Here is a 20,245-nt window from a genome sequence, read left to right on the forward strand (position 1 = left end):
AACATATGTTTTAAGGATCTCTTCGGAGGTCCTTTTTTAATACATTTATATCGATAGTTGTCTCTCGGTTAACTTTCGGTTATCTGTTTGGGGAACGACTTTTTACATAGAGTTCCGTAGAATTGCATGTGTAAGCAAGAGGTGACAGGGGCCGGCAAGCCTGACCTCCAAGAAAGAAAATGGAGGTGCGAACATGTGCATTACAGAAGACAAGTTGGTGGAAAGCTACGGGAAAGCAACTCCCCGTAAACGCTTCCGACTGAGCTACAAGAACTATAGTATCTTTCCACAGTTAGTGGACTGCTACGAAACCGGACTGTTCAACCGGATCCTCTTCGAGGTTGAATACAACAGACGGAAGAAAAATGATGACGACCTAGGCGTGAGGATCCAGACCAGTCATCGCAGCGGTCCGACAGCTGCAAAAGCGATTGAGCATATCATGATCCGCGATGCCATCGAGGAGTGCAATTTCTCCGGGAACATCTTGAAGGAGTCCGATGATTCCGAGAAGCATAAGCGGGACATCCTGACGATCCATATGATGCGCAGGGAATACGAGGTCTTTGATACAAGCCTCAAAGCACTTCCCTTGGCGGAATTCAAGATCACCTACAGTCATCTGCACGACGGGAGAAAGCTCGTAGAGATCGCGGATTTTTTAAAGCAATTGTAGTTTACCAAATATCCGCAAATAATAATATATTGCGGATGTATAGTCAGAAAGTGGACGGCATTCGCCTGACCACACAGATTCACGATGACCTGTTTTTGAATGAAAATCGACCTGAGTGGTCGGAAATTGCGACCATTATTTATAAACTTAGAGAATACACTCAGTTAAAAAAGAATATAAAGTAGCGAAAGCACGCTTATGCTTAAGTGTGCTTGGCTATTATAAAACAAACCCTCCTGGGAATGTCAAAGGTAGTGAAAACAATCAGCATTTTGACATGACTTGTGGAGGGTTTGTTATTTTTTGAGTTTTTCTTGCTATTATTCCTTTGAGAAAATAAAAAATAATTGTTATATTATGCAAGTTTAACGGAGGATTATGCATGGAATATTTAACCATATCTGAAGTAGCAGAGAAATCGGGAATAATCGCTAGAAGAGTAGTTGTTCTTTGTAAAGAAGGAAGAATAGAAGGAGCTATAAAGAAAAGCCGAATGTGGCTGATACCGGATACTGCAAATAAGCCAGAAGATGCAAAAACTTTTGCGCGTTCTTTAAAAATTCATAAGATTTTAACTACCCTGCATTTTTTTGGAATAAAGTCTTGATAAATAAAAAATTTTTACATATAATACCTATTAACCCGATAGGAAAAACAGGAAAACAGGAGAAGTGAGGTCATGATGGTTTTTACAAAAAATGTTAACAGAATGTGTGAATACATGCATTATGCTATGAGCATTTGTTGTTTCATGGCTGTTTGCCATTATCGCAAATTTCATAAAGAGCTTCTCAGATATAGGTTAATTATGTATGCCAATAATAAATGATTAAACTTTAAGAAAATAAGTATTAGGTATGAGAGAAGTGTCAATATTGATGCTTCTTTTTTTCACCTTAGAGAAACAATTCAAGCTCCAAAAATTACTTGAATTGAAATAAATATTTATTGGGAGAAAAAGAATTGAAAATGACTCAAAAGAATAAAATAAACGAGTATTTATTTCTAGGGCGTTTTGGAATTGAAAAAGAAAGTCTAAGAGTTAATGAGAAGGGCTTTCTTTCTCATACAGAGCACCCATTTACTGATATTTTGAATATTGATAGAGATTTTTGTGAAAATCAGATTGAGATTATTACAGATGCCTTTGGCAGTGTTGATGAAGCATATGAGCAGCTTTCTCAATTTCACAATATTGCAGTTAAGCGTTTGTATAGTCTTAAATCAGGCAAGGAGTATATATGGAATTTTTCAAATCCTCCATATGTAAGAGGAGAGCAGGATGTCCCAATTGCAAAGTTTGACGGAAAACTTAAAGGTAAAGAATTATATAGAGAATATCTTGCATCTAAATATGGAAAAATGAAAATGCTGTTTTCCGGGATTCATTTTAATTTTTCTTTTGCGGACGAATATTTAGAACTGTTATATAAAGAAAGTGACGATGAATCTTACCGGACATTTAAGGATAAATTTTACCTGAATCTGGCAAAAAATGCGGTGAGATACAGCTGGCTTATTGTACATCTTACAGCTGCAAGTCCGCTATTTGACGGCTCATTTATCAAAGAAGAAGATTTGGGAAAGGATATATATAGTAAATATGCTTCTGCAAGATGCAGTGAAATAGGATATTGGAATGATTTTGTTCCGATTTTAAATTACGAAAATCTTCATGAATATGTTAATAGCATTAAGGAATATATAGAATCAGGTCAATTAAAAACGTCTGCGGAATTGTATTATCCGGTGAGACTTAAGCCTAAAGGAAAAAATACACTTGAAGCTCTTGAAGAAAATGGTATCAATCATATTGAACTTAGAACCATTGATCTAAATCCGCTATCTGACATTGGTTTCAAAAAAGAAGATGCATTATTCTTGCATTATCTGCTTGTATATCTATCGATATTGGAGGATATGAAATTTGAGGACTCTGAGCAGGTGAAGGCAATAAAAAATGTACAAAAGGCAGCGTTATATGATGATAGCAAAATTTTAATTGAAACAGGATGGAACAAATCAGAAAATGTTAGGGACATATCATTAAAGATCCTAAATGAAATTGAAAAGTTTTATTTGGAAGTTGGGAATGAAAAGGCAGTAGAAATTATCAGATATCAAAAGAATAAAGTTATTAATGTTCAAGAAAGATATGCTGTCAAAGTTAGAGATTTATTTAAAAATGAGTATGTGAAAAATGGATGTGATTTGGCAGAAAAATATGCTAAAACGAGGTAGGAAGTATGTGTGAATTATTTGCTTATAGCTCAGAAAACAGCAGTACAGTTATAAATAATTATTTAAAAGAATTTTATGGTCGTAGTAATACAAATCCGCATGGTTGGGGATTTGCTGTATTGAATGGTAATGAGGCAGTAATTGAAAAAGAACCAATGCAGGCAACAAAGAGCAATTACTTAAAAGAGAGATTGTCTCAGCCTATTGCGGAAAAGAATGTTTTTGCTCATATAAGATATGCAACAATCGGTAATATTGAGTTTCGTAATTGTCATCCTTTTAGTAAGAAGGACAACAGAGGAAGAAGATGGACTTTAATTCATAATGGAACAATTTTTGACTATCCTCCCCTGCATAAGTATGTTAAGTTGCAAAAGGGTGATACGGATAGTGAAAGAATTTTATTATATCTTATAGACAAAATAAATCAGACAGAAACAGGAGATAAAACACTTAATTCAAAAGAACGTTTTACTATTATTGATTGTCTTATTGGAAACATGGCAAAAGGAAATAAATTAAATTTAGTTTTATATGATGGTGAGTATACGTATATCCATACGAATTACAGAGATTCTCTTTATTATCTGCAAAAGCAGGGAGAAATCTTTTTTGCAACTTATCCGTTTACTAATGAGGAATGGCAACCGGTTCCATTTACAAGACTATTGATTTATAAAGATGGAAAGTTGGTTTATGAAGGACAAAATCATAATAATGAATATTTGGACAGCGAAGAAAACATGAAATTCATTTATCAGATATTCTCAGAACTTTAGAAACAAAGGATGCATATTAGCGCAGGATGGAGTAATTATGATACAAAAGGAATTGGTAAAACAGAAATTATATGAAAAGTATATCGAACCGACTAAAAGAAAAAGAGAAGATTATATTGGAGTTGAAATAGAGATGCCAATAATTAATCTTAAGAAACAAGCAGTTGATTTTGATATAATTCATAAATTTACAAAAGAGTTCATTGACGACTTTGGATTTGAGATTGAAGAACTGGATGATGAAGGAAATATTATTTCTGCAATCAGTCCAATTACAAAAGACATTTTATCTTATGATTGTTCTTACAATAATTTGGAATTGTCTTTTGGAAGAGAAAAAGATAAAGACACAATTTATGCAAGATTTGAAAAATACTATAAATACATTCAGGATGAATTCTCAAAATTTAATTATACATTAAGCGGTATGGGAGTAAATCCGTATCGCATTTATAATCAAAATAAGCCTATCCCTAATGGAAGATATAGGATGCTATTTAATCACCTAAATTCGTTTAAAAAATATTTGGATTTGCCAATGCATTTTCATGATTATCCCAATTATGGTCTCTTTTCAAGTGCATCTCAAGTGCAGCTTGATGTAGATTATGATAATCTGATAACAACAATCAATGCGTTTTCAAAATTAGAGCCTATCAATGCATTACTTTTTTCAAATTCTGTATTCTTGGGTGAAAATGAGGATTTGCTGTGTTGCAGAGATTACTTTTGGGAAAATAGTATGCATGGTATTAATCCGCATAATATAGGAATGTTTGACTGTGAATTAAAAGGTATTGAAGATTTGCAGGCTTATATTGAATCTACAAGTATTTATTGTGTAGAAAGAGATAAAAAATATATTAATTTCAAGCCAATTAATATTATTGAATATTTCGCTCAGGAATATGTAATCGGTGAGTATTTTGACGGAGAAAAATATAAAGAAATTAAAATTATACCAAGACTGGAAGATATCAATTATCTGAGAACTTTTAAGTTTGAGGATTTAACCTTTAGGGGCACGATTGAGTTTCGAAGTGTTTGTTGTCAACCAATTCATGATAGTATGCTAGTTGCGGCTTTTCATTTGGGACTAATGAAGCAGGCGGATAAATTAAATGAATTATTGGATAATGATAATTCTATTTATCACCATGGATATAACGCTTCGGAATTAAGAAAGCTGCTTGTTAAAAAGGAGTTGCCATATTTTGTAGATGAGGATAAGGTCTATGAATTGGCAGAAGAAATTGTTGATTTATCCAAGAAGGGACTGATTGAGAGAGGGTTTGGAGAAGAAAAGTATTTGGAACCTTTGTATGAGAGAATTAGAAACAGATCAAATCCCGGAAGAAAAATGCTTAAGTTACTTGAAAACGGAAGCAAAATAGAGGATGTAATTAATGAATATTCAAAAATTTAAGAAAGATGAATTGACAAAAAGAAAATGAAAGCCTATAATACCTATAAGTTTAATAGGTTTAGTCATACTTATTAATAGATTGAAATATTTTAGATAGGAGCAATAAATTCATGAAAACTTATGACAGAATTACTGATTTAATCGGTGGAACCCCGTTATTAAAGCTTACTAATTACAACAAGCTGAATGAGTTAGGGGCAACCGTTTATGGTAAGCTGGAATATTTTAATCCGGCAGGAAGTGTTAAAGACAGAATAGCAAAGGCAATGATTGATGATGCTGAGGCGAAGGGGGTATTAAAACCTGATTCTGTTATAATTGAGCCAACTAGTGGTAACACAGGTATTGGTCTTGCAGCGGTGGCTGCTGCTCGTGGATATAAAATTATCATTACCATGCCTGAAACAATGAGCGTTGAGCGTCGTAACTTGTTAAAGGCTTACGGAGCAGAGCTTGTTTTAACTGAGGGTGCCAAAGGAATGAAAGGTGCAATTGCAAAGGCACAGGAACTTGCTGCAGAAACACCGGATAGTTTTATTCCAAGTCAGTTTACAAATGCTGCTAATCCTGCGATACATCGTGACACAACAGGACCTGAGATTTGGGAAGACACTGATGGTAAAGTAGATATATTTGTTGCCGGAGTTGGTACAGGTGGTACTGTTTCAGGTGTCGGGGAATATTTAAAGAGTAAGAATCCAAATATTAAGATTGTAGCAGTAGAACCTGCAGGGTCCCCTGTACTTTCACAAGGAACACCGGGACCTCATAAGATTCAGGGAATCGGCGCGGGATTTGTACCTGATACATTGGATACAGAGATATATGATGAAGTAATTGCAGTAGAAAATGAAGATGCATTTGAAACAGGAAGAGCTTTAGCGAGAAATGAGGGATTGCTTGTAGGAATTTCTTCAGGAGCTGCAGTATATGCTGCGACAGAGCTTGCTAAGCGTAATGAGAACAAAGGTAAAGTGATTGTAGCGCTTTTGCCTGATACAGGAGAGCGTTATCTTTCAACACCGATGTTTTCCGCATAATATAATAAAGAAAAATGAAAGAAAAATGAGAAGGAACAGTGAAGGCAATTAATACATTTAACGTAAAAATGAATAATGTAAACAAATGCTGTTGCTGTCTGTGTTGTTGTAACGATACAGGTGGCTAATTGTTCTGCGCATAAAACAGAAGTAAAAGAGAGTTAAGACTCCACCTGATATCGGATTTTTAAAGAAAATTTCGAGATGCAGGTGGGGTCTTTTTGTTTACACGACGAGGAAAATGCGGAAAGCTTGCTTTCGTGCATTTGACGACCGTGATACAATTCCGAAACAAGCGTAGTGGTTTCGGTGATGTGCATTAGAGAGGTGGTTAATATGATAGAAACACAGGAAAGTATAACTGCAAAGCTTTGTTCCTTTGCACGTGCTTACCATTCCAATTACGGAAGACAAAAAATATTTGATGACTATTTAGCTTATGACATGATGGGTAGGGAAGAGTACGAAGAAATAGGGCAACTTATTGAACATGATTATGAAGTGAAGAAAATAGACCCTAGGGAGAATTTTACAAGAAAAATGGTTTATCCTGAATTAAACAAATATATATCTCCAATTCCAATTTCACGTATAGCTTTTGCGGAACAGGAACTAATAAGATTTTCCAAGCAATATGGAAAATGTCAGTATGTAATTTGCGGTGCAGGTATGGACACATTTGCATTTAGAAATGAGAATTCAGATATTCATGTTTTTGAATTGGATCATCCGGATACGCGAAGATACAAGCTAGAACGCATCAGACAGCTGGAATGGAATATCCCTAAAAATGTGAAGTATGTTCCAATTGATTTTTCAAAGGACGACATGATAGAGGTTCTTAAAAAGTCAGGGTTTAATCCTGAGGTTCCGTCTTTCTTTTCAATACTCGGTGTTACATATTATTTATCACTTCCTGTGTTCGAGCAGACTATTGAAAAAATCAGCCGGATGTCATGCGAGGGAAGCAAAATAGTTTTTGATTTTCCGGATGATACGACTTTTAGTGAGGATGGTGTGGAACGTGTTCGAAGGCTCTCTGAGATAACGGCAAAGCTTGGAGAACCGATGCAGCATGGATACTCTGTACAGGAAGTTATTCAGGCGCTTAGAAGACAGGGATTTGTGACAGACTCACATCAAACACCACGAAAAATACAACAACACTTTTTTGAAGACAGAGCCGATGAACAAAAGGCTTTTGAAAATATTCATTTTATATTAGCAGTTAAAAAGGAGAAAGAAAAAATGAAACCAGTTATTTTTACATCAGAATCAGTAACAAAAGGGCATCCTGATAAAGTAAGCGATATTATTTCAGATTCAATTTTAGACGCGTATCTTTCAAAGGATCCAACATCACGTGTGGCAGTTGAGACAGTCACAAAAAACAACACAGTAATTCTTGTAGGAGAAGTATCATCCTCTGCAGAGATTGACACAGAAAAAGTAGTAAGAGATGCAATAAGGAAAATAGGATATGACCGAAGTGAGCTTGGATTTGATGCGGATACTGCTGAAATCATACTCCGACTTGACCGCCAATCGCCTGATATTGCACAGGGTGTTAATAGTGCATTGGAAACAAGAGATACAGAGGAAGAAAACCAGTTGGGAGCAGGAGATCAGGGAATGATGTTTGGTTATGCTACCGATGAAACAGAGGAATATATGCCACTTGCAGCATCACTTTCACACAGACTTGCAAAAAGGCTTACTGATGTTCGTGAACAGGGAATTCTTTCATATCTTCGTCCGGATGGAAAAACACAGGTATCTGTAAAATATGAAAAAGAAATTCCTGTAGGAATTGAAACAATTGTTGTTTCAACGCAGCATGATCCGGATGTTTCTCAGGAACAAATCAGAGAAGATATTATCAGAGAGGTAATAAATCCTGTAATACCTAAAGAATGGATTAACGATGATATTAATATTCTTGTTAACCCTACAGGAAGATTTGTTATAGGAGGTCCGGTTGGAGATAGTGGACTTACCGGAAGAAAGATTATTGTAGATACGTATGGAGGAACTGCACGTCACGGAGGAGGTGCTTTTTCAGGAAAAGATCCTACAAAAGTTGATAGAAGTGCTGCTTACGCAGCCAGATACGTTGCAAAAAATATTGTGTCTGCAGGTCTTGCGAGAAAAGTTGAAATCCAGCTTGCCTATGCTATTGGAGTTGCTTCGCCGGTTTCTGTTAATGTTAATTCATTTGGGACGGGAATTGTTTCTGATGAAATATTACAGGATGCGGTTATTAAAAATGTTGATCTAAGACCGGGTGCTATAATACGAAACCTCAAACTTAGAAACCCTATTTATGCGCAGACTGCTTCTTATGGACATTTTGGTAGATTAGATGTTGATCTTCCTTGGGAAAAGACAGATATAGGAGGCAAATTGAAATCGTATGTAAAGGAGAATTACAGTTGAAAACAATATCTTGAACATGATCTTGAAGGCGCAAAAAAAACAGCAAAAGATATGCTGGATATTCTTAAAGTTTGGACAAAAAACAAACTGTCATATGAATAAATTAATAGTTTAGGAGGAATTTAAAATGTCAAAATATAAAAAAATAGAATCAGCACTTATTCATGGAGGAATTTACGGAGACAAACAAACAGGTGCAGTAAATGTACCAATATATCAGACTTCAACTTATGAGCAGAGAGGACTTGGCGAAAATACAGGATGGGAATATTCACGTACAGGCAATCCTACAAGAGCAGCACTTGAGGCACTTATTGCAGAACTTGAAAGTGGAAAAGCAGGATTTGCTTTTGGTTCAGGGATGGCCGCAATTACTGCAGTATTGAGTTTGTTCAAAGCGGGCGACAAGATAATCATTTCAAGCAATGTCTACGGAGGAACCTTCCGTGTGTTAGATAAGATATTCAATAATTTTAACATTAGTTATTCAATTGAAGATACAACTAATCCTGAAGCCTTAGAGAGCAAAATAACATCGGATGTAAAAGCAATTCTTATAGAAAGCCCTGCAAATCCTCTTCTTACAGTTACTGATATAGCTGCAATTGCAGATATAGCAAAGAAAAAAGGCATTCTTTCAATTGTGGATAATACTTTTATGACACCATATTTGCAGCGCCCGATTGAACTGGGTGTGGATATTGTTATTCACAGTGCAACAAAATATCTTGGAGGACATAGTGATGTAGTATCAGGTTTAGTGGTAGTTAATGATGATGAACTTGCTGACAGATTGGCATTTATTCAAAATTCTACAGGTGGTGTGCTTGGTCCTTTTGATTCGTTCCTTTTAATTCGAGGTATTAAAACATTAGGTGTTCGTCTTGATCGTCATGTAGAAAATGCAGAAAAAGTTGCAGCATATTTGAAGAATCATAAGGCAGTAAAAAATGTGTATTATCCGGGACTTCCTGATGCACAGGGATATGAGATTAATAAAAAGCAGGCAAAAAACGGTGGAGCAATGATTTCTTTTGAACTTTATGAGAATTACGACATTGCAAAGTTTTTCTCAGCACTGAATCTTATAGCACTTGCAGAAAGTCTTGGTGGTGTTGAGAGTCTTGCATGTCATCCTGCAAGCATGACACATGCTTCAATTCCATATGAGGTAAGACAAAAGGTTGGAATAACAGATGGACTGATTCGTTTATCAATAGGTATTGAAAATATAGATGATCTTATTGAAGATCTCGAACAGGCAATAGGAGAAAGCGAGGAAAGATAATGGGTTATTATGAATCAATGCAGGAGCTGATTGGAGAAACCCCTCTTGTAAAACTTAATCATGTAGGTATACCTGATGGAACGGCAATTTATGCCAAACTTGAATTGTATAATCCGGCAGGAAGTGTAAAGGATCGTATTGGAAAATATATGATAGCCGATGCAGAAAAAAAGGGAACTTTAAAGCAGGGTGGCACTATTGTGGAAGGTACTGCAGGAAACACAGGACTTGGAATTGCGTTTGCTGCACTCAATAAAGGATATAGAGTAATATTTGTTGTCCCAACTAAATTTTCGGAAGAAAAGCAGACTCTTATGCGTGCGTTAGGGGCAGAAATCATAAATACACCATGTGAAGAAGGAATGCTTGGAGCAACGAAAAAGGCTGAGGAACTAAGAGAATCAATTCCGGGTGCGGTTAGTTTAGAACAATTTAAAAATCAATCAAATCCTCTTGCACACTATGAGACAACAGGTCCTGAAATTTATAGAGATTTAGAAGGCAAAATTGATTACTTTGTAGCAGGTGCCGGTAGCGGTGGTACATACACGGGAGTTGCTCGTTATCTTAAGGAACAAAATCCGAATATTAAAGGCATTCTTGCCGATCCGATTGGCTCTACAATGGGTGGCGGCGAACATGGTGATTATAATATTGAAGGAATTGGAAATGACTTTATTGCTGATACAATGGATATGTCACTTGTGGATGATGTGGTAAAAATTAATGATGATGATGCATTTTCGGGTGCCAGAGAGTTGGCTGTAAAAGAAGGTATTTTTGCCGGTTCATCGTCAGGTGCAGCATTTGCTGCAGCAAAAAAATTAATTGATTCAGGAGTAAGAGGCAATATTGTAATTATTCTTCCTGATCGCGGAGAGCGTTATTTCAGTAAAAATTTATATCAATGATAAAGTGTCCGTAACATGCAAAAAAAGCAGGAACGCTAAGCCTGCTTTTTAAAAGTCAAGACTCGCTCGCGAGTCTTGCGCGCCGGATTCGGGTCTGCTTCAGCAGACAAATTCCTGTCCGAATCCGTGTGCATCCTCGCGGAGCGTTTAACTCAGTCGGGGTACAAGCTCCGACTGAGTTAAATTATATAATTATATATATTTTGTTCGTTCTGGCGATCAAGAATATCCTGTAATGTAATTCCGTCAAGATATTCGTTAATAACGTCGTTAAGTCCTTGCCAGATTGGAAGTGTTGCACATTCAGCGCTCAGCTCACATCCATTTGGTTCGTGGTTGAGACAATCAACCGGAACAAGGGCTCCTTCCGTAAGGCGAAGAATATCACCGACAGTGTATTGGCTAGGGGATTTTGCAAGCATATATCCGCCTTGTGAACCACGGGTTGTTTTGAGCATATTAGATTTATTGAAAACAGGAATTATCTGCTCTAAATATTTTTTTGAAATATTTTGACGCTTTGCAATATCCTTTAATGCAACAAAACCGCAGTTTTGATGTTCGGCCAAATCAATCAGCATACGTAGAGCATAACGTCCTTTAGTGGAAATCAGCAATTTAATCACCTCATTTTAGTATCGCTATAATAACACATAGAGAGCAGGTTTTCAAGAATGAGCAATAATGAAGCACATGAACAAGGCAAAAGTCTAATCGTGGTAACGCATGATAAGACTTTTTTTAATATAATCCACAAATATTGGATATTAGATAAGTGTAATAGGCTTAACTTATTACCCAGTATACATATAGGATATTAGGCAAAAACGAAATTATAATGTAAAATGCATTTAGAAAATACAGAAAGGGGGGTGCTTACCATGACAAATATCAATATCAATATCAGAAAAGAAAATATGTGTACGTGTATGTGTATGATGCGTCCCAAGAACTGTTGTACCATACGATGTTGCATTATGTCCCGAATGTGATTTTTAAAATCATGACTAGCAATAAGTTTAATGAACAACAGTCTTCGGGAGCCTGTATGTATGGCTTCTGTTTTTTTGTCTAAAATTAAGAAAGGAATTGTGATAATACATCACAAGGTAAAATAAAATGAGAAAAAAAATAATTGCCGGCATTCTTGCCGTAACTTTATTACTTACATTTACAGCATGCTCTAATGATGAGCAGAATAATTCAAACAATGAAGCCCAAGAAGCAAATTCAAATCTTGAAAAAACTGAATTTAATCTTGGATATCTTAACTCAACAGCACATCTTTTGGCGTTTGTAGCTAAAGAGGAAGGTTACTTTGAGGAAGAAGGAATTAACGTAACACTTACACAGTTCTCAAATGCTACAGAGCTTTCATCCGGTTTGGAATCAGGAAAATTGGATGTGGCATTCATCGGATCAGTTCCGGCGCTTACATTCCAGAGTCAGGGACATGATCTTACCATATTTGGTGGTGCGATGACAAATGGACACGGATATGTAATTAAATCTGAATATACAGAAGGTTTATCGGATTGGGATATTACAATTCTTAAAGGAAGAAATGTTGCATCTGTTAAAAATAGCGTTCAGGATGCAGAACTTCAGATTTTACTTAAAGATGCAAACATAGAAATCGGTGAAGGAGATGACAAAGTAAATATAATTTATTTTGAGAGTCAAAAAGATGCTTATGCAGCTTTACAGAATGATACTATTGATGCTGCTTCAGTATATTCACCATATGCTTCTCTTGCAAAAGGACAGGGATATGAGGTTGTATATTACTGCTCAGAGGAAGAAGCACTTAAGAACCAGCCTTGCTGCCGTCAGGTTGCTACAACTTCAGCTTTAAGCGAAAATCCAAACTCATATAATGCATTTGAAAGAGCGCTTATTAAGGCATACAAATTCTCTCAGGAAAATCAGGAAGGAACTATTGCTGACGTTAAAAAGTATATTGACATTGAAGAAGATTATATAAAGACAGAGGTTTATGGTGGTTATTCAGTTTCAAGTCCGGATCCTGACAAACAGGCAACAGTTACGTTAAAGGATACTATCGTAGAGCTTGGATATACAGAAGATTATGATATAGATAAGCTTTACAACACAGATATTTACAAAAATGCATTAGATAGCTTGATTTCTGAAAATCCGGATGATGCAGTATATAAGGAATTACAGGATCATTTTAATCAGTACGAATAATTTACTTATTATTATTTGATAGAGGTGAACTATTGTGAGCAAGATAGAGATACAAAACTTAACAGTGGATTACAAGGAAAAGAATAGTCACTTTACAGCACTTAAAGATGTGTCTTTCTCAGTAGATTCAGGTGAATTTGTCAGTTTGATTGGTTCAAGCGGTTGTGGAAAAAGTACTCTTCTTAGTATGTTAGAAGGTATCAAATTCCCAACATCCGGAACTATTTCGATTGATGGTGAACAAGTTCGCGGAACAGGCACTGATCGTGGAGTTGTATTTCAACATTATTCTCTCTTTCCATGGATGACAGCGAGAAAAAACGTTGCATTCGGAGTTAAACAGGTAAAAAAGAACTCAACCAAAGAGGAAAGATTAAAAATCGCTGACGAGTTTCTTAATAAGGTAGGTCTTGAAAATTTTAAAAACAAATATCCGGGACAACTCTCAGGAGGTATGCAGCAACGAGTTGCGATTGCCAGAGCGCTTGCAATGAATACGGAGATTCTTCTTATGGATGAACCGTTTGGCGCAATTGATGCAAAAAACCGCACTATTCTGCAAGAGTTATTACTTAAGCTTTGGGAGGGTGATGGAAAGCAGGAGAAAAAGACAGTTGTATTTGTTACCCACGATATTGATGAGGCTATACTTTTATCTGATCGTATTGTTATGATGTCTACCAACCCGGGACGTGTATATAAGGAAATAAAGGTTCCGTTCGAACGTCCGAGAAATCGCGCAAAGCTAGTGCAGACAAAGGAATACGGTGCATTCAGAAATGAGCTGCTCGCAATGTTCTACAGTGATATTGTAAATAAAATTGGTGGAAACGAGGTGGTATTGTAATGACACTTAAAACGAGATATTTGAGAGTTGCAAATCTCTTGTTCCTAATATTAATTGCGATTCAGTTTCTTCCGGACAAAATCGAAAAAGATTCTCAGATTTCATATGTGATTACATTTGCAATTGTTGTGGAAGCAATAGTACTCATAGTATCAGCACTTATAAAAAAACAGGAAGGTCTTAATTTATTTTTAGATATTATCGGTTTTCTGTTTGTCTTCCTGATATTATGGACACTTGCAACGGCAAAATTGGATTTACTGAAACAGTCTTTGTTTCCACCTCCGGGGAGTGTGTTTGCGCAGTTTATAGAAGATATTGACAAAATAGTTATTAACATAAAAAGTTCGGTGGGGATTGTTATCCAGGGTTATATATTTGCAGCAGTAATTGCAATCATACTCGGATTATTTCTTGGATGGAGCACCAGACTTGGAAATGCCGCAACATATATTTCCAAATTTTTAGGCTCAATCCCACCAATAGTTTACATACCTTATGGAATTGCTTTATTACCAACATTCCGTTCGGTATCAGTATTTGTAATATTTCTTGCAACCTTTTGGCCGGTTTTTGCTGGAACTATGAGTGGAGTTTTGAATGTTGAACAGAAAGTTATTGATTCAGCCAAAGTACTGAATGTAAATAAATTCACAATGCTCTTTTCGGTAATTTTACCGGCCTCTCTTCCACAGATATTTATAGGATGCAATCAGGGCCTGAGTGTTTCGTTTATATTGCTGACTTCAGCAGAAATGATAGGTGCACAAGATGGACTTGGTTACTATGTTAAGCAGTATTCGGATTTCGGAGACTATACGCGTACGATTGTCGGACTTTTGGTAATCGGTGTTGTGGTTGTAGTAATTTCGTTCCTGTTTAATAGGTTACAAAGATATTTATTACGTTGGAAGCGATAGGAGGAAAGTATGACAGAAATATTATGGCATGGCAGAGGTGGCCAGGGTGCATTTACAGCAGCAAAGCTACTTGGTGCCGCATATGCGTTAAAAGAGGGAGAAAACTATGCGCTTGCATTTCCATCCTTCGGTCCTGAGAGACGAGGTGCTCCGATTAGAGCTTTTACTAAGCTTGAAAATAAACCGATTGGAAATCGGAGCGAAGTTACAAAAGCAGATTATAGTATTTTTCTTGATGACACGTTATTTTCTGATGAGGCTTTTGAAGAAATTAAAGATGGTGGCAAAATATTGTTAAATACAAAAAGTAGTATAGATGATGAACGTGTAATTACAATAGATGGCGATGCAATAGCCACAGAAATATTAAAATTACCAATTACCAACACAATTATGTTGGGGGCTTTTGCGGCTGTATTTGAAGGAATATCGCTTGAGAATATAGCAGAGTCAATCAGGCAGTATATGCCTGCTAAGCTTAGAGAAAAGAATATTGCGGCAGCAGAGGCTGCAGCTGATTCAGTAGCTGAGGAGGTGGGCGAATGAAACCATATCTAAGAGAAAAAGTACCAAGTACTCTGAAAGATATTCCGGATTCAACCGCCTATGAAGCAGGATATCTGGTAACAAAAAATGCCGGTTGGCGTAATGTTTGTCCGGTTATAGATTCGGAAAAATGTGTCGGATGTTTACAATGCTATTTGCATTGTCCCGACGGAGTTATTTATAAAAAAGACGGAAAAGTTGACATTGACTACGATTTCTGCAAGGGATGTGGAATTTGTAAAAAGATATGTAAGTTTGGAGCAATTGAAATGGAGGTAGAAAAGTAATGGCAAAGCAGTTTTTATCAGGCAATGAAGCTTTTGCATACGGTATCCGCTTAGCAAAACCTCAGGTCATTTCAGCATATCCTATTACTCCACAGACAATTGTGGTTGAAAAACTATCTGAAATGGTAGAAGATGGAAGCTTAAATGCGGAATTTATACATGTGGAGTCTGAACATTCAGCGTTGTCATGTGCAATGGGTGCTTCATCGGTTGGAGCAAGAGCTTTTACCGCAACATCATCGCAGGGACTGCTTTATATGGCTGAGTGTCTTCTGTATACATCAGGAGGACGTTTCCCAATCGTTATGATGAATGCCTGTCGTTCAACGGCGTTGCCTTGGAATATATACGGCGATCAAAGAGATTCTATTTCACAGTTGGATTCAGGATGGATTCAGGCCTATGCAGAAAATGCGCAGGAGGCATTGGATATGGCTCTTATGAGTTACTACATTGCTGAACATAAGGATGTGGCTACACCGTTTATGGCAAATCTCGATGGGTTTGTGCTAACCCATACTTACGAAGTGGTTGATGTGCCAACAAATGAACAGGCAGATGCTTTTCTTCCAAAATATGAGACAGATAATAAATTAGATTTTGATGCTCCAAAAAATCTCGCATTTACTGCCGGACCTGCTCTGAATACAGAATTCAAGTATAAAGAGCATATCGGAATGCTAAATGCGAAAAAAGTAATAGATGAGGCAGAACAGAAATTTGCTGAAATATTTGGCAGACAGTACACAGGACTTGTGGAGGAATATCGAACAGAGGATGCAGATTATATTTTGATAACTCTTGGTAGTATCGCAGGACTTGTAAAAGAGACAGTAGATAAGTTAAGGGATCAAGGAAAAAAGGTAGGTTTATTAAAACTTAGATATATTCGTCCGTTCCCTAACGAAGAAATTGCAAATGCAGTAAAAAATGCAAGGGCAGTTGCAGTACTTGAGAAGGATATTTCCTTTGGTAATGAGGGTACGGTATATACAAATGTTAATTCAGCACTGCATAAGGCAAATATTTCCATTCCGGCTTCAAATTATATTGGAGGACTAGGTGGCAGAGACATTCCAGCCGATGAGATAGAGACAATATTTGAGGAACTTGAAAAAGAGCAGACAAAAGTACAGTTTATCGGAATCGGAGGTGATGCAGATGAGCATTAATGCAAGAACGTTGAATGAAGATGAATTTTTCTATGGTCATAAGGCATGTGCCGGTTGTGGTGGAAGTCTTGCTGTAAGAATAGCATTAAAGGTTCTTGGTGAACGCTCAGTTGCAGTTCTTCCGGCAGGTTGTATGTCAGCAGTAGGATTTAATTTTCCACAACTGTGTTTTGGCAACAATGCAATTATTTCTACATTTGCTGGTACAGCTTCAATGCTTACCGGAATAGAAGCCGGACTTAGAGCGCAGGGTATTGACAACTTTCAGGCTGTTGGGTTTGCAGGTGACGGAGGTACAGCAGATATAGGAATACAGTCTTTGTCAGGAGCGATAGATAGAAATGATGATATTCTTTACATTTGCTACGACAATGAGGCGTATATGAATACAGGCATACAGAAGAGTTCGCTCACACCATTTGGTGCAAAAACGACTACAACTCCGGCAGGAAAGAATATTCGTGGTAATTTAAGACCTAAAAAAAATATGTTTGAGATTGTTGCTGCACATGGAATACCATATGCTGCAACCGCGAGCATAGGATATTTGGATGACTTTATGAAAAAGGTTGAGAAAGCTTCAAAAATTAAGGGAACCAAATATATTCATATTATAGCACCATGTCCTACAGGATGGGGCACGGCCACAGATGAAACAGTAAGTATAGCCAAAGAAGGCGTAGATTGTGGATTATGGTATCTCGCTGAATATGAAAACGGAGAGTTTAAATTAAACCATAAGCCAAAGGAATTTACTGATGTGGCAGAGTATTTAAAAAAGCAAAGCAGATTTCGTCATCTTAATGATGATGACGTAGAAACAATAATACAATCCCGCGATTCAAAATGGGATTTCATTAATAAAAATTTTAATATTTAGGAGGCTTTAAAATGAGCAGAGATGTAAACAACAAGTATTGGGATGAAGAACTTGAAACACTCCCTCGTGAGGAGTTGGAAAAAAGACAGCTTGAAGATCTTAAGGAAATTGTAAAATTCGCATATGAAAACGCACCATATTATAAGCGTTCATTTGATGAAGCAGATGTGAAACCGGAAGATATTCAGACATTGGAAGATATTCAGAAATTTCCATTTATCGATAAGAAGACACAGAGAGATACACAGGGTGTAGGCTCATTCCTTGGAGAACTTGCAGCTGTACCGGAAGAAGATGTTGTATTTATATCTACTTCTTCAGGATCAACCGGAGTACCAACTATGAGTCCGTTTACTAAGAAGGATTTTGATGAGTTCCAGGATACAGAGAGTCGTTGGTTCTGGCAGGTAGGTATGCGTCCTAATGATCGTTATGTTCATGCGCTTAACTTCTCATTGTATGTTGGTGGACCTGACGTAATCGGTGCACAAAATCTTGGAGCACTTAGTATTTGGGGTGGAACACTTCCAAGTGAAAGATTGCTCTTTGTATTGAAAACATACCAGCCAACAGTAATCTGGACTAGTCCATCATACGCTTGGCAGCTCGGTGAAAAGGCTCTTAAGAGCGGAATTGATCCTAAGAAGGATCTTAATATTAAGAAGATTATTGTTGCCGGTGAACTTGGTGGTTCAATTGATGCAACAAGAAAATCTATTGAAGATCTTTGGGGAGCAGAAGTATACGATTTCTATGGACTTTCAGACATTTTTGGTGCTTGTGCTGCTATGTGTGAAGCAAAAGATGGTCTTCACATTGCGGAAAATCATATTCTCGTTGAGACAGTTGATCTTCATACAGGAGAAGTATTAAAGCCGGGTGAAGTTGGTGAACTTGTATTTACTACACTTAGAAAGCATGCCCGTCCATTAATTCGTTTCCGTACAGGTGATATCGGATGGATTGATAATACTCCTTGCTCATGCGGAAGAACTCACGGAAGAATTCATATCAACGGTCGTAAGGATGATATGTTTATTGTTTCTGCAGTTAATGTTTTCCCTAGTGATATTGAAGCGGTTATCCGTGAAATTTCAGGTATTACAGGTGAATATTTAATTCGTGTATTTGAAAAAGATTTCACATGCAAGTATTCAGTTGAAATTGAGAAGAATGCTGATAACCCTGCAAGTGATAAGGAAGTTTCAGAACTTGTTTCTGCAGCTCTTAAGGGACGTATTGGTGTTAAACCATACAAGGTAGTAGTTCATCCTGATGGAGGACTTGATACACGTAGTGAACATAAATCAAAACGTATCATTGATGAACGTAAGTTAGATTATATTATTTAGTAGGAGGCAAACTGTATGCCTGAACTTTCAAAAAGAACAGAAACATTTACAGATTCGGTGATACGTCGTATGACTCGAGTGTCGAAAAAGTATGGTGCGGTAAATTTGTCTCAGGGTTTTCCTGATTTTGAACCACCAAAAGAGATTCTTGACCGACTTGCACAAGTTTCAAAAGAAGATTTCCATCAGTATTCAATTACATGGGGAGCACAAAATTTTAGGGAAGCATTGGCACAAAAGCAATCGCGCCTTATGGGGAGAACAGTCGACCCAAACTGTGAAATCGTGGTAACATGTGGAAGCACTGAAGCAATGATGGCGGCGATGATGACAGTTGCAAATCCCGGAGATAAAGTGATTGTGTTCTCACCATTTTATGAAAACTATGGTGCAGATACGATTCTTACAGGTGCAGAGCCAATATATGTTCCTCTTTATCCACCTGAATTTAATTTTGATGCTGATGAGCTGGAGGCTGCTTTTAAGCAGAATCCAAAAGCATTGATTCTTTGTAATCCATCTAATCCATGTGGAAAGGTGTTTACATATGATGAATTAAAAATAATAGCTGATTTAGCTCAAAAATATGATACATTTGTAATTACAGATGAGGTTTATGAACATATTGTATATGAGCCAAACAAGCATATATATTTTGCATCATTACCGGGTATGTGGGAAAGAACAATAACATGTTCTTCACTATCAAAAACATATTCAATAACAGGTTGGAGACTTGGATATATTATTGCACCACCAAATATAATAGATGTTGCCAAAAAAGTACATGATTTCCTTACAGTAGGTGCCGCTGCGCCATTACAGGAAGCAGCAATTACAGGTCTGAAATTTGGAGATGATTACTATAAGTGGTTGCTGGATAAGTACACTCATAAAAGAGAACTTTTCTTAAAGGGGCTTGATGATATCGGCATTGCACACACAACACCTCAAGGTGCATATTATATTTTGTTGGATATATCTGAATTTGGATTTGAATCTGATTTGGAATTCTGTGAAACACTTGCCCGTGATGTTGGGGTTGGTGCTGTTCCGGGTTCAAGCTTTTTCAGGGAACCGGTTAATCATTTGATCAGACTTCATTTTGCGAAAAAGGATGAAACATTATTTGAAGCACTAAATCGTTTAGAGGACATTCGAAAAAAAATACCTGCTCGAAAAAGTTTCATAAAATAATTTTTATAATAAAAAATCATCGGACTCCTTTGTTTA

Annotated in this window: 20 protein-coding genes and 1 pseudogene; 20 read left to right on the forward strand and 1 reads right to left on the reverse strand. The window is 36.8% G+C overall.

What is annotated here, in order from left to right; translation table 11 throughout:
* Positions 1-193 precede the first annotated feature (193 nt).
* From BLS20_RS00835 to BLS20_RS00875, 11 genes and pseudogenes are all read left to right on the forward strand, one after another.
* The gene (locus tag BLS20_RS00835) at positions 194-676 is read left to right on the forward strand and encodes a hypothetical protein (RefSeq protein ID WP_090171040.1); all 483 of its coding nucleotides are present in this window, start codon (positions 194-196) and stop codon (positions 674-676) included.
* Between the two features lie 35 nt (positions 677-711).
* Entirely contained in the window at positions 712-861 is a 150-nt protein-coding gene (locus BLS20_RS13605; RefSeq protein ID WP_176762220.1) for a hypothetical protein, read from the forward strand.
* Between the two features lie 197 nt (positions 862-1,058).
* Complete coding sequence (locus BLS20_RS00840; protein ID WP_090171043.1) at positions 1,059-1,283, forward strand: MerR family transcriptional regulator; 225 nt, start codon at positions 1,059-1,061, stop codon at positions 1,281-1,283.
* A 362-nt stretch (positions 1,284-1,645) separates the two neighbouring features.
* Positions 1,646-2,917 carry a hypothetical protein gene (locus BLS20_RS00845; protein WP_090171045.1) on the forward strand — a complete coding sequence of 424 codons (1,272 nt, stop codon included), beginning with the start codon at positions 1,646-1,648 and terminating at the stop codon, positions 2,915-2,917.
* A 5-nt stretch (positions 2,918-2,922) separates the two neighbouring features.
* Positions 2,923-3,696, forward strand: a complete 774-nt coding sequence (locus tag BLS20_RS00850) for a class II glutamine amidotransferase (protein WP_090171048.1) — start codon at positions 2,923-2,925, stop codon at positions 3,694-3,696.
* Between the two features lie 37 nt (positions 3,697-3,733).
* Positions 3,734-5,122 (forward strand): glutamate--cysteine ligase family protein, encoded by a 1,389-nt coding sequence (locus tag BLS20_RS00855; protein WP_090171051.1) that lies wholly within the window; start codon positions 3,734-3,736, stop codon positions 5,120-5,122.
* Between the two features lie 110 nt (positions 5,123-5,232).
* On the forward strand, positions 5,233-6,162 hold the full coding sequence (cysK, locus tag BLS20_RS00860; RefSeq protein ID WP_090171054.1) for a cysteine synthase A: 930 nt from the start codon (positions 5,233-5,235) through the stop codon (positions 6,160-6,162).
* Positions 6,163-6,498: 336 nt separating this feature from the next.
* Positions 6,499-7,323: pseudogene (locus BLS20_RS13855) on the forward strand (class I SAM-dependent methyltransferase); the annotation flags it as partial.
* An 87-nt stretch (positions 7,324-7,410) separates the two neighbouring features.
* A complete protein-coding gene (gene metK / locus BLS20_RS13860) occupies positions 7,411-8,598 on the forward strand; it encodes a methionine adenosyltransferase (RefSeq protein ID WP_242870505.1) in 1,188 nt (395 codons plus the stop codon).
* Positions 8,599-8,725: 127 nt separating this feature from the next.
* The gene (locus BLS20_RS00870; RefSeq protein ID WP_090171060.1) at positions 8,726-9,886 is read left to right on the forward strand and encodes a trans-sulfuration enzyme family protein; all 1,161 of its coding nucleotides are present in this window, start codon (positions 8,726-8,728) and stop codon (positions 9,884-9,886) included.
* Complete coding sequence (locus BLS20_RS00875; protein ID WP_090171063.1) at positions 9,886-10,797, forward strand: PLP-dependent cysteine synthase family protein; 912 nt, start codon at positions 9,886-9,888, stop codon at positions 10,795-10,797. The genes BLS20_RS00870 and BLS20_RS00875 overlap by 1 nt, the downstream gene beginning before the upstream one ends.
* Before the next feature lie 179 nt (positions 10,798-10,976).
* On the opposite strand, the gene BLS20_RS00880 is transcribed toward BLS20_RS00875, so the two are convergent.
* Positions 10,977-11,414, reverse strand: coding sequence for an RrF2 family transcriptional regulator (locus BLS20_RS00880; protein WP_090171065.1), 438 nt, complete (start codon positions 11,412-11,414; stop codon positions 10,977-10,979).
* A 502-nt stretch (positions 11,415-11,916) separates the two neighbouring features.
* Between BLS20_RS00880 and BLS20_RS00885 the strand changes: the two genes are divergently transcribed.
* From BLS20_RS00885 to BLS20_RS00925, 9 genes are read left to right on the forward strand one after another with little or no spacing between them, the layout of a single operon-like run.
* Entirely contained in the window at positions 11,917-13,008 is a 1,092-nt protein-coding gene (locus BLS20_RS00885; RefSeq protein WP_090171068.1) for an ABC transporter substrate-binding protein, read from the forward strand.
* A gap of 34 nt (positions 13,009-13,042) precedes the next feature.
* Positions 13,043-13,855 carry an ABC transporter ATP-binding protein gene (locus BLS20_RS00890; protein WP_090171071.1) on the forward strand — a complete coding sequence of 271 codons (813 nt, stop codon included), beginning with the start codon at positions 13,043-13,045 and terminating at the stop codon, positions 13,853-13,855.
* Complete coding sequence (locus BLS20_RS00895) at positions 13,855-14,775, forward strand: ABC transporter permease (RefSeq protein ID WP_090171074.1); 921 nt, start codon at positions 13,855-13,857, stop codon at positions 14,773-14,775. Before BLS20_RS00890 ends, BLS20_RS00895 begins: the two co-directional genes overlap by 1 nt.
* A gap of 9 nt (positions 14,776-14,784) precedes the next feature.
* A complete protein-coding gene (locus BLS20_RS00900; RefSeq protein WP_090171076.1) occupies positions 14,785-15,321 on the forward strand; it encodes a 2-oxoacid:acceptor oxidoreductase family protein in 537 nt (178 codons plus the stop codon).
* A complete protein-coding gene (locus BLS20_RS00905) occupies positions 15,318-15,608 on the forward strand; it encodes a 4Fe-4S binding protein (RefSeq protein ID WP_090171096.1) in 291 nt (96 codons plus the stop codon). The genes BLS20_RS00900 and BLS20_RS00905 overlap by 4 nt, the downstream gene beginning before the upstream one ends.
* Positions 15,608-16,780 carry a transketolase C-terminal domain-containing protein gene (locus tag BLS20_RS00910; protein ID WP_090171099.1) on the forward strand — a complete coding sequence of 391 codons (1,173 nt, stop codon included), beginning with the start codon at positions 15,608-15,610 and terminating at the stop codon, positions 16,778-16,780. Before BLS20_RS00905 ends, BLS20_RS00910 begins: the two co-directional genes overlap by 1 nt.
* The gene (locus tag BLS20_RS00915) at positions 16,770-17,660 is read left to right on the forward strand and encodes a thiamine pyrophosphate-dependent enzyme (RefSeq protein WP_090171102.1); all 891 of its coding nucleotides are present in this window, start codon (positions 16,770-16,772) and stop codon (positions 17,658-17,660) included. Before BLS20_RS00910 ends, BLS20_RS00915 begins: the two co-directional genes overlap by 11 nt.
* A gap of 11 nt (positions 17,661-17,671) precedes the next feature.
* Positions 17,672-19,012 (forward strand): phenylacetate--CoA ligase family protein, encoded by a 1,341-nt coding sequence (locus BLS20_RS00920; protein WP_090171105.1) that lies wholly within the window; start codon positions 17,672-17,674, stop codon positions 19,010-19,012.
* Between the two features lie 15 nt (positions 19,013-19,027).
* Positions 19,028-20,209 (forward strand): pyridoxal phosphate-dependent aminotransferase, encoded by a 1,182-nt coding sequence (locus BLS20_RS00925; RefSeq protein WP_090171108.1) that lies wholly within the window; start codon positions 19,028-19,030, stop codon positions 20,207-20,209.
* Positions 20,210-20,245: the final 36 nt, after the last annotated feature.

It is taken from the genome of Eubacterium oxidoreducens (assembly GCF_900104415.1).
In the GTDB taxonomy this organism is placed as follows: domain Bacteria; phylum Bacillota; class Clostridia; order Lachnospirales; family Lachnospiraceae; genus Eubacterium_C; species Eubacterium_C oxidoreducens.

Coding starts and splice junctions, on each gene's coding strand:
- BLS20_RS00840 (WP_090171043.1), top strand. CDS start 1,059: ATGGAATATTTAACCATATCTGAAGTAGCAGAGAAATCGGGAATAATC.
- BLS20_RS00845 (WP_090171045.1), top strand. CDS start 1,646: ATGACTCAAAAGAATAAAATAAACGAGTATTTATTTCTAGGGCGTTTT.
- BLS20_RS00855 (WP_090171051.1), top strand. CDS start 3,734: ATGATACAAAAGGAATTGGTAAAACAGAAATTATATGAAAAGTATATC.
- metK (WP_242870505.1), top strand. CDS start 7,411: ATGAAACCAGTTATTTTTACATCAGAATCAGTAACAAAAGGGCATCCT.
- BLS20_RS13605 (WP_176762220.1), top strand. CDS start 712: ATGTATAGTCAGAAAGTGGACGGCATTCGCCTGACCACACAGATTCAC.
- BLS20_RS00885 (WP_090171068.1), top strand. CDS start 11,917: ATGAGAAAAAAAATAATTGCCGGCATTCTTGCCGTAACTTTATTACTT.
- BLS20_RS00905 (WP_090171096.1), top strand. CDS start 15,318: ATGAAACCATATCTAAGAGAAAAAGTACCAAGTACTCTGAAAGATATT.
- BLS20_RS00835 (WP_090171040.1), top strand. CDS start 194: ATGTGCATTACAGAAGACAAGTTGGTGGAAAGCTACGGGAAAGCAACT.
- BLS20_RS00910 (WP_090171099.1), top strand. CDS start 15,608: ATGGCAAAGCAGTTTTTATCAGGCAATGAAGCTTTTGCATACGGTATC.
- cysK (WP_090171054.1), top strand. CDS start 5,233: ATGAAAACTTATGACAGAATTACTGATTTAATCGGTGGAACCCCGTTA.
- BLS20_RS00875 (WP_090171063.1), top strand. CDS start 9,886: ATGGGTTATTATGAATCAATGCAGGAGCTGATTGGAGAAACCCCTCTT.
- BLS20_RS00900 (WP_090171076.1), top strand. CDS start 14,785: ATGACAGAAATATTATGGCATGGCAGAGGTGGCCAGGGTGCATTTACA.
- BLS20_RS00850 (WP_090171048.1), top strand. CDS start 2,923: ATGTGTGAATTATTTGCTTATAGCTCAGAAAACAGCAGTACAGTTATA.
- BLS20_RS00870 (WP_090171060.1), top strand. CDS start 8,726: ATGTCAAAATATAAAAAAATAGAATCAGCACTTATTCATGGAGGAATT.
- BLS20_RS00895 (WP_090171074.1), top strand. CDS start 13,855: ATGACACTTAAAACGAGATATTTGAGAGTTGCAAATCTCTTGTTCCTA.
- BLS20_RS00920 (WP_090171105.1), top strand. CDS start 17,672: ATGAGCAGAGATGTAAACAACAAGTATTGGGATGAAGAACTTGAAACA.
- BLS20_RS00925 (WP_090171108.1), top strand. CDS start 19,028: ATGCCTGAACTTTCAAAAAGAACAGAAACATTTACAGATTCGGTGATA.
- BLS20_RS00915 (WP_090171102.1), top strand. CDS start 16,770: ATGAGCATTAATGCAAGAACGTTGAATGAAGATGAATTTTTCTATGGT.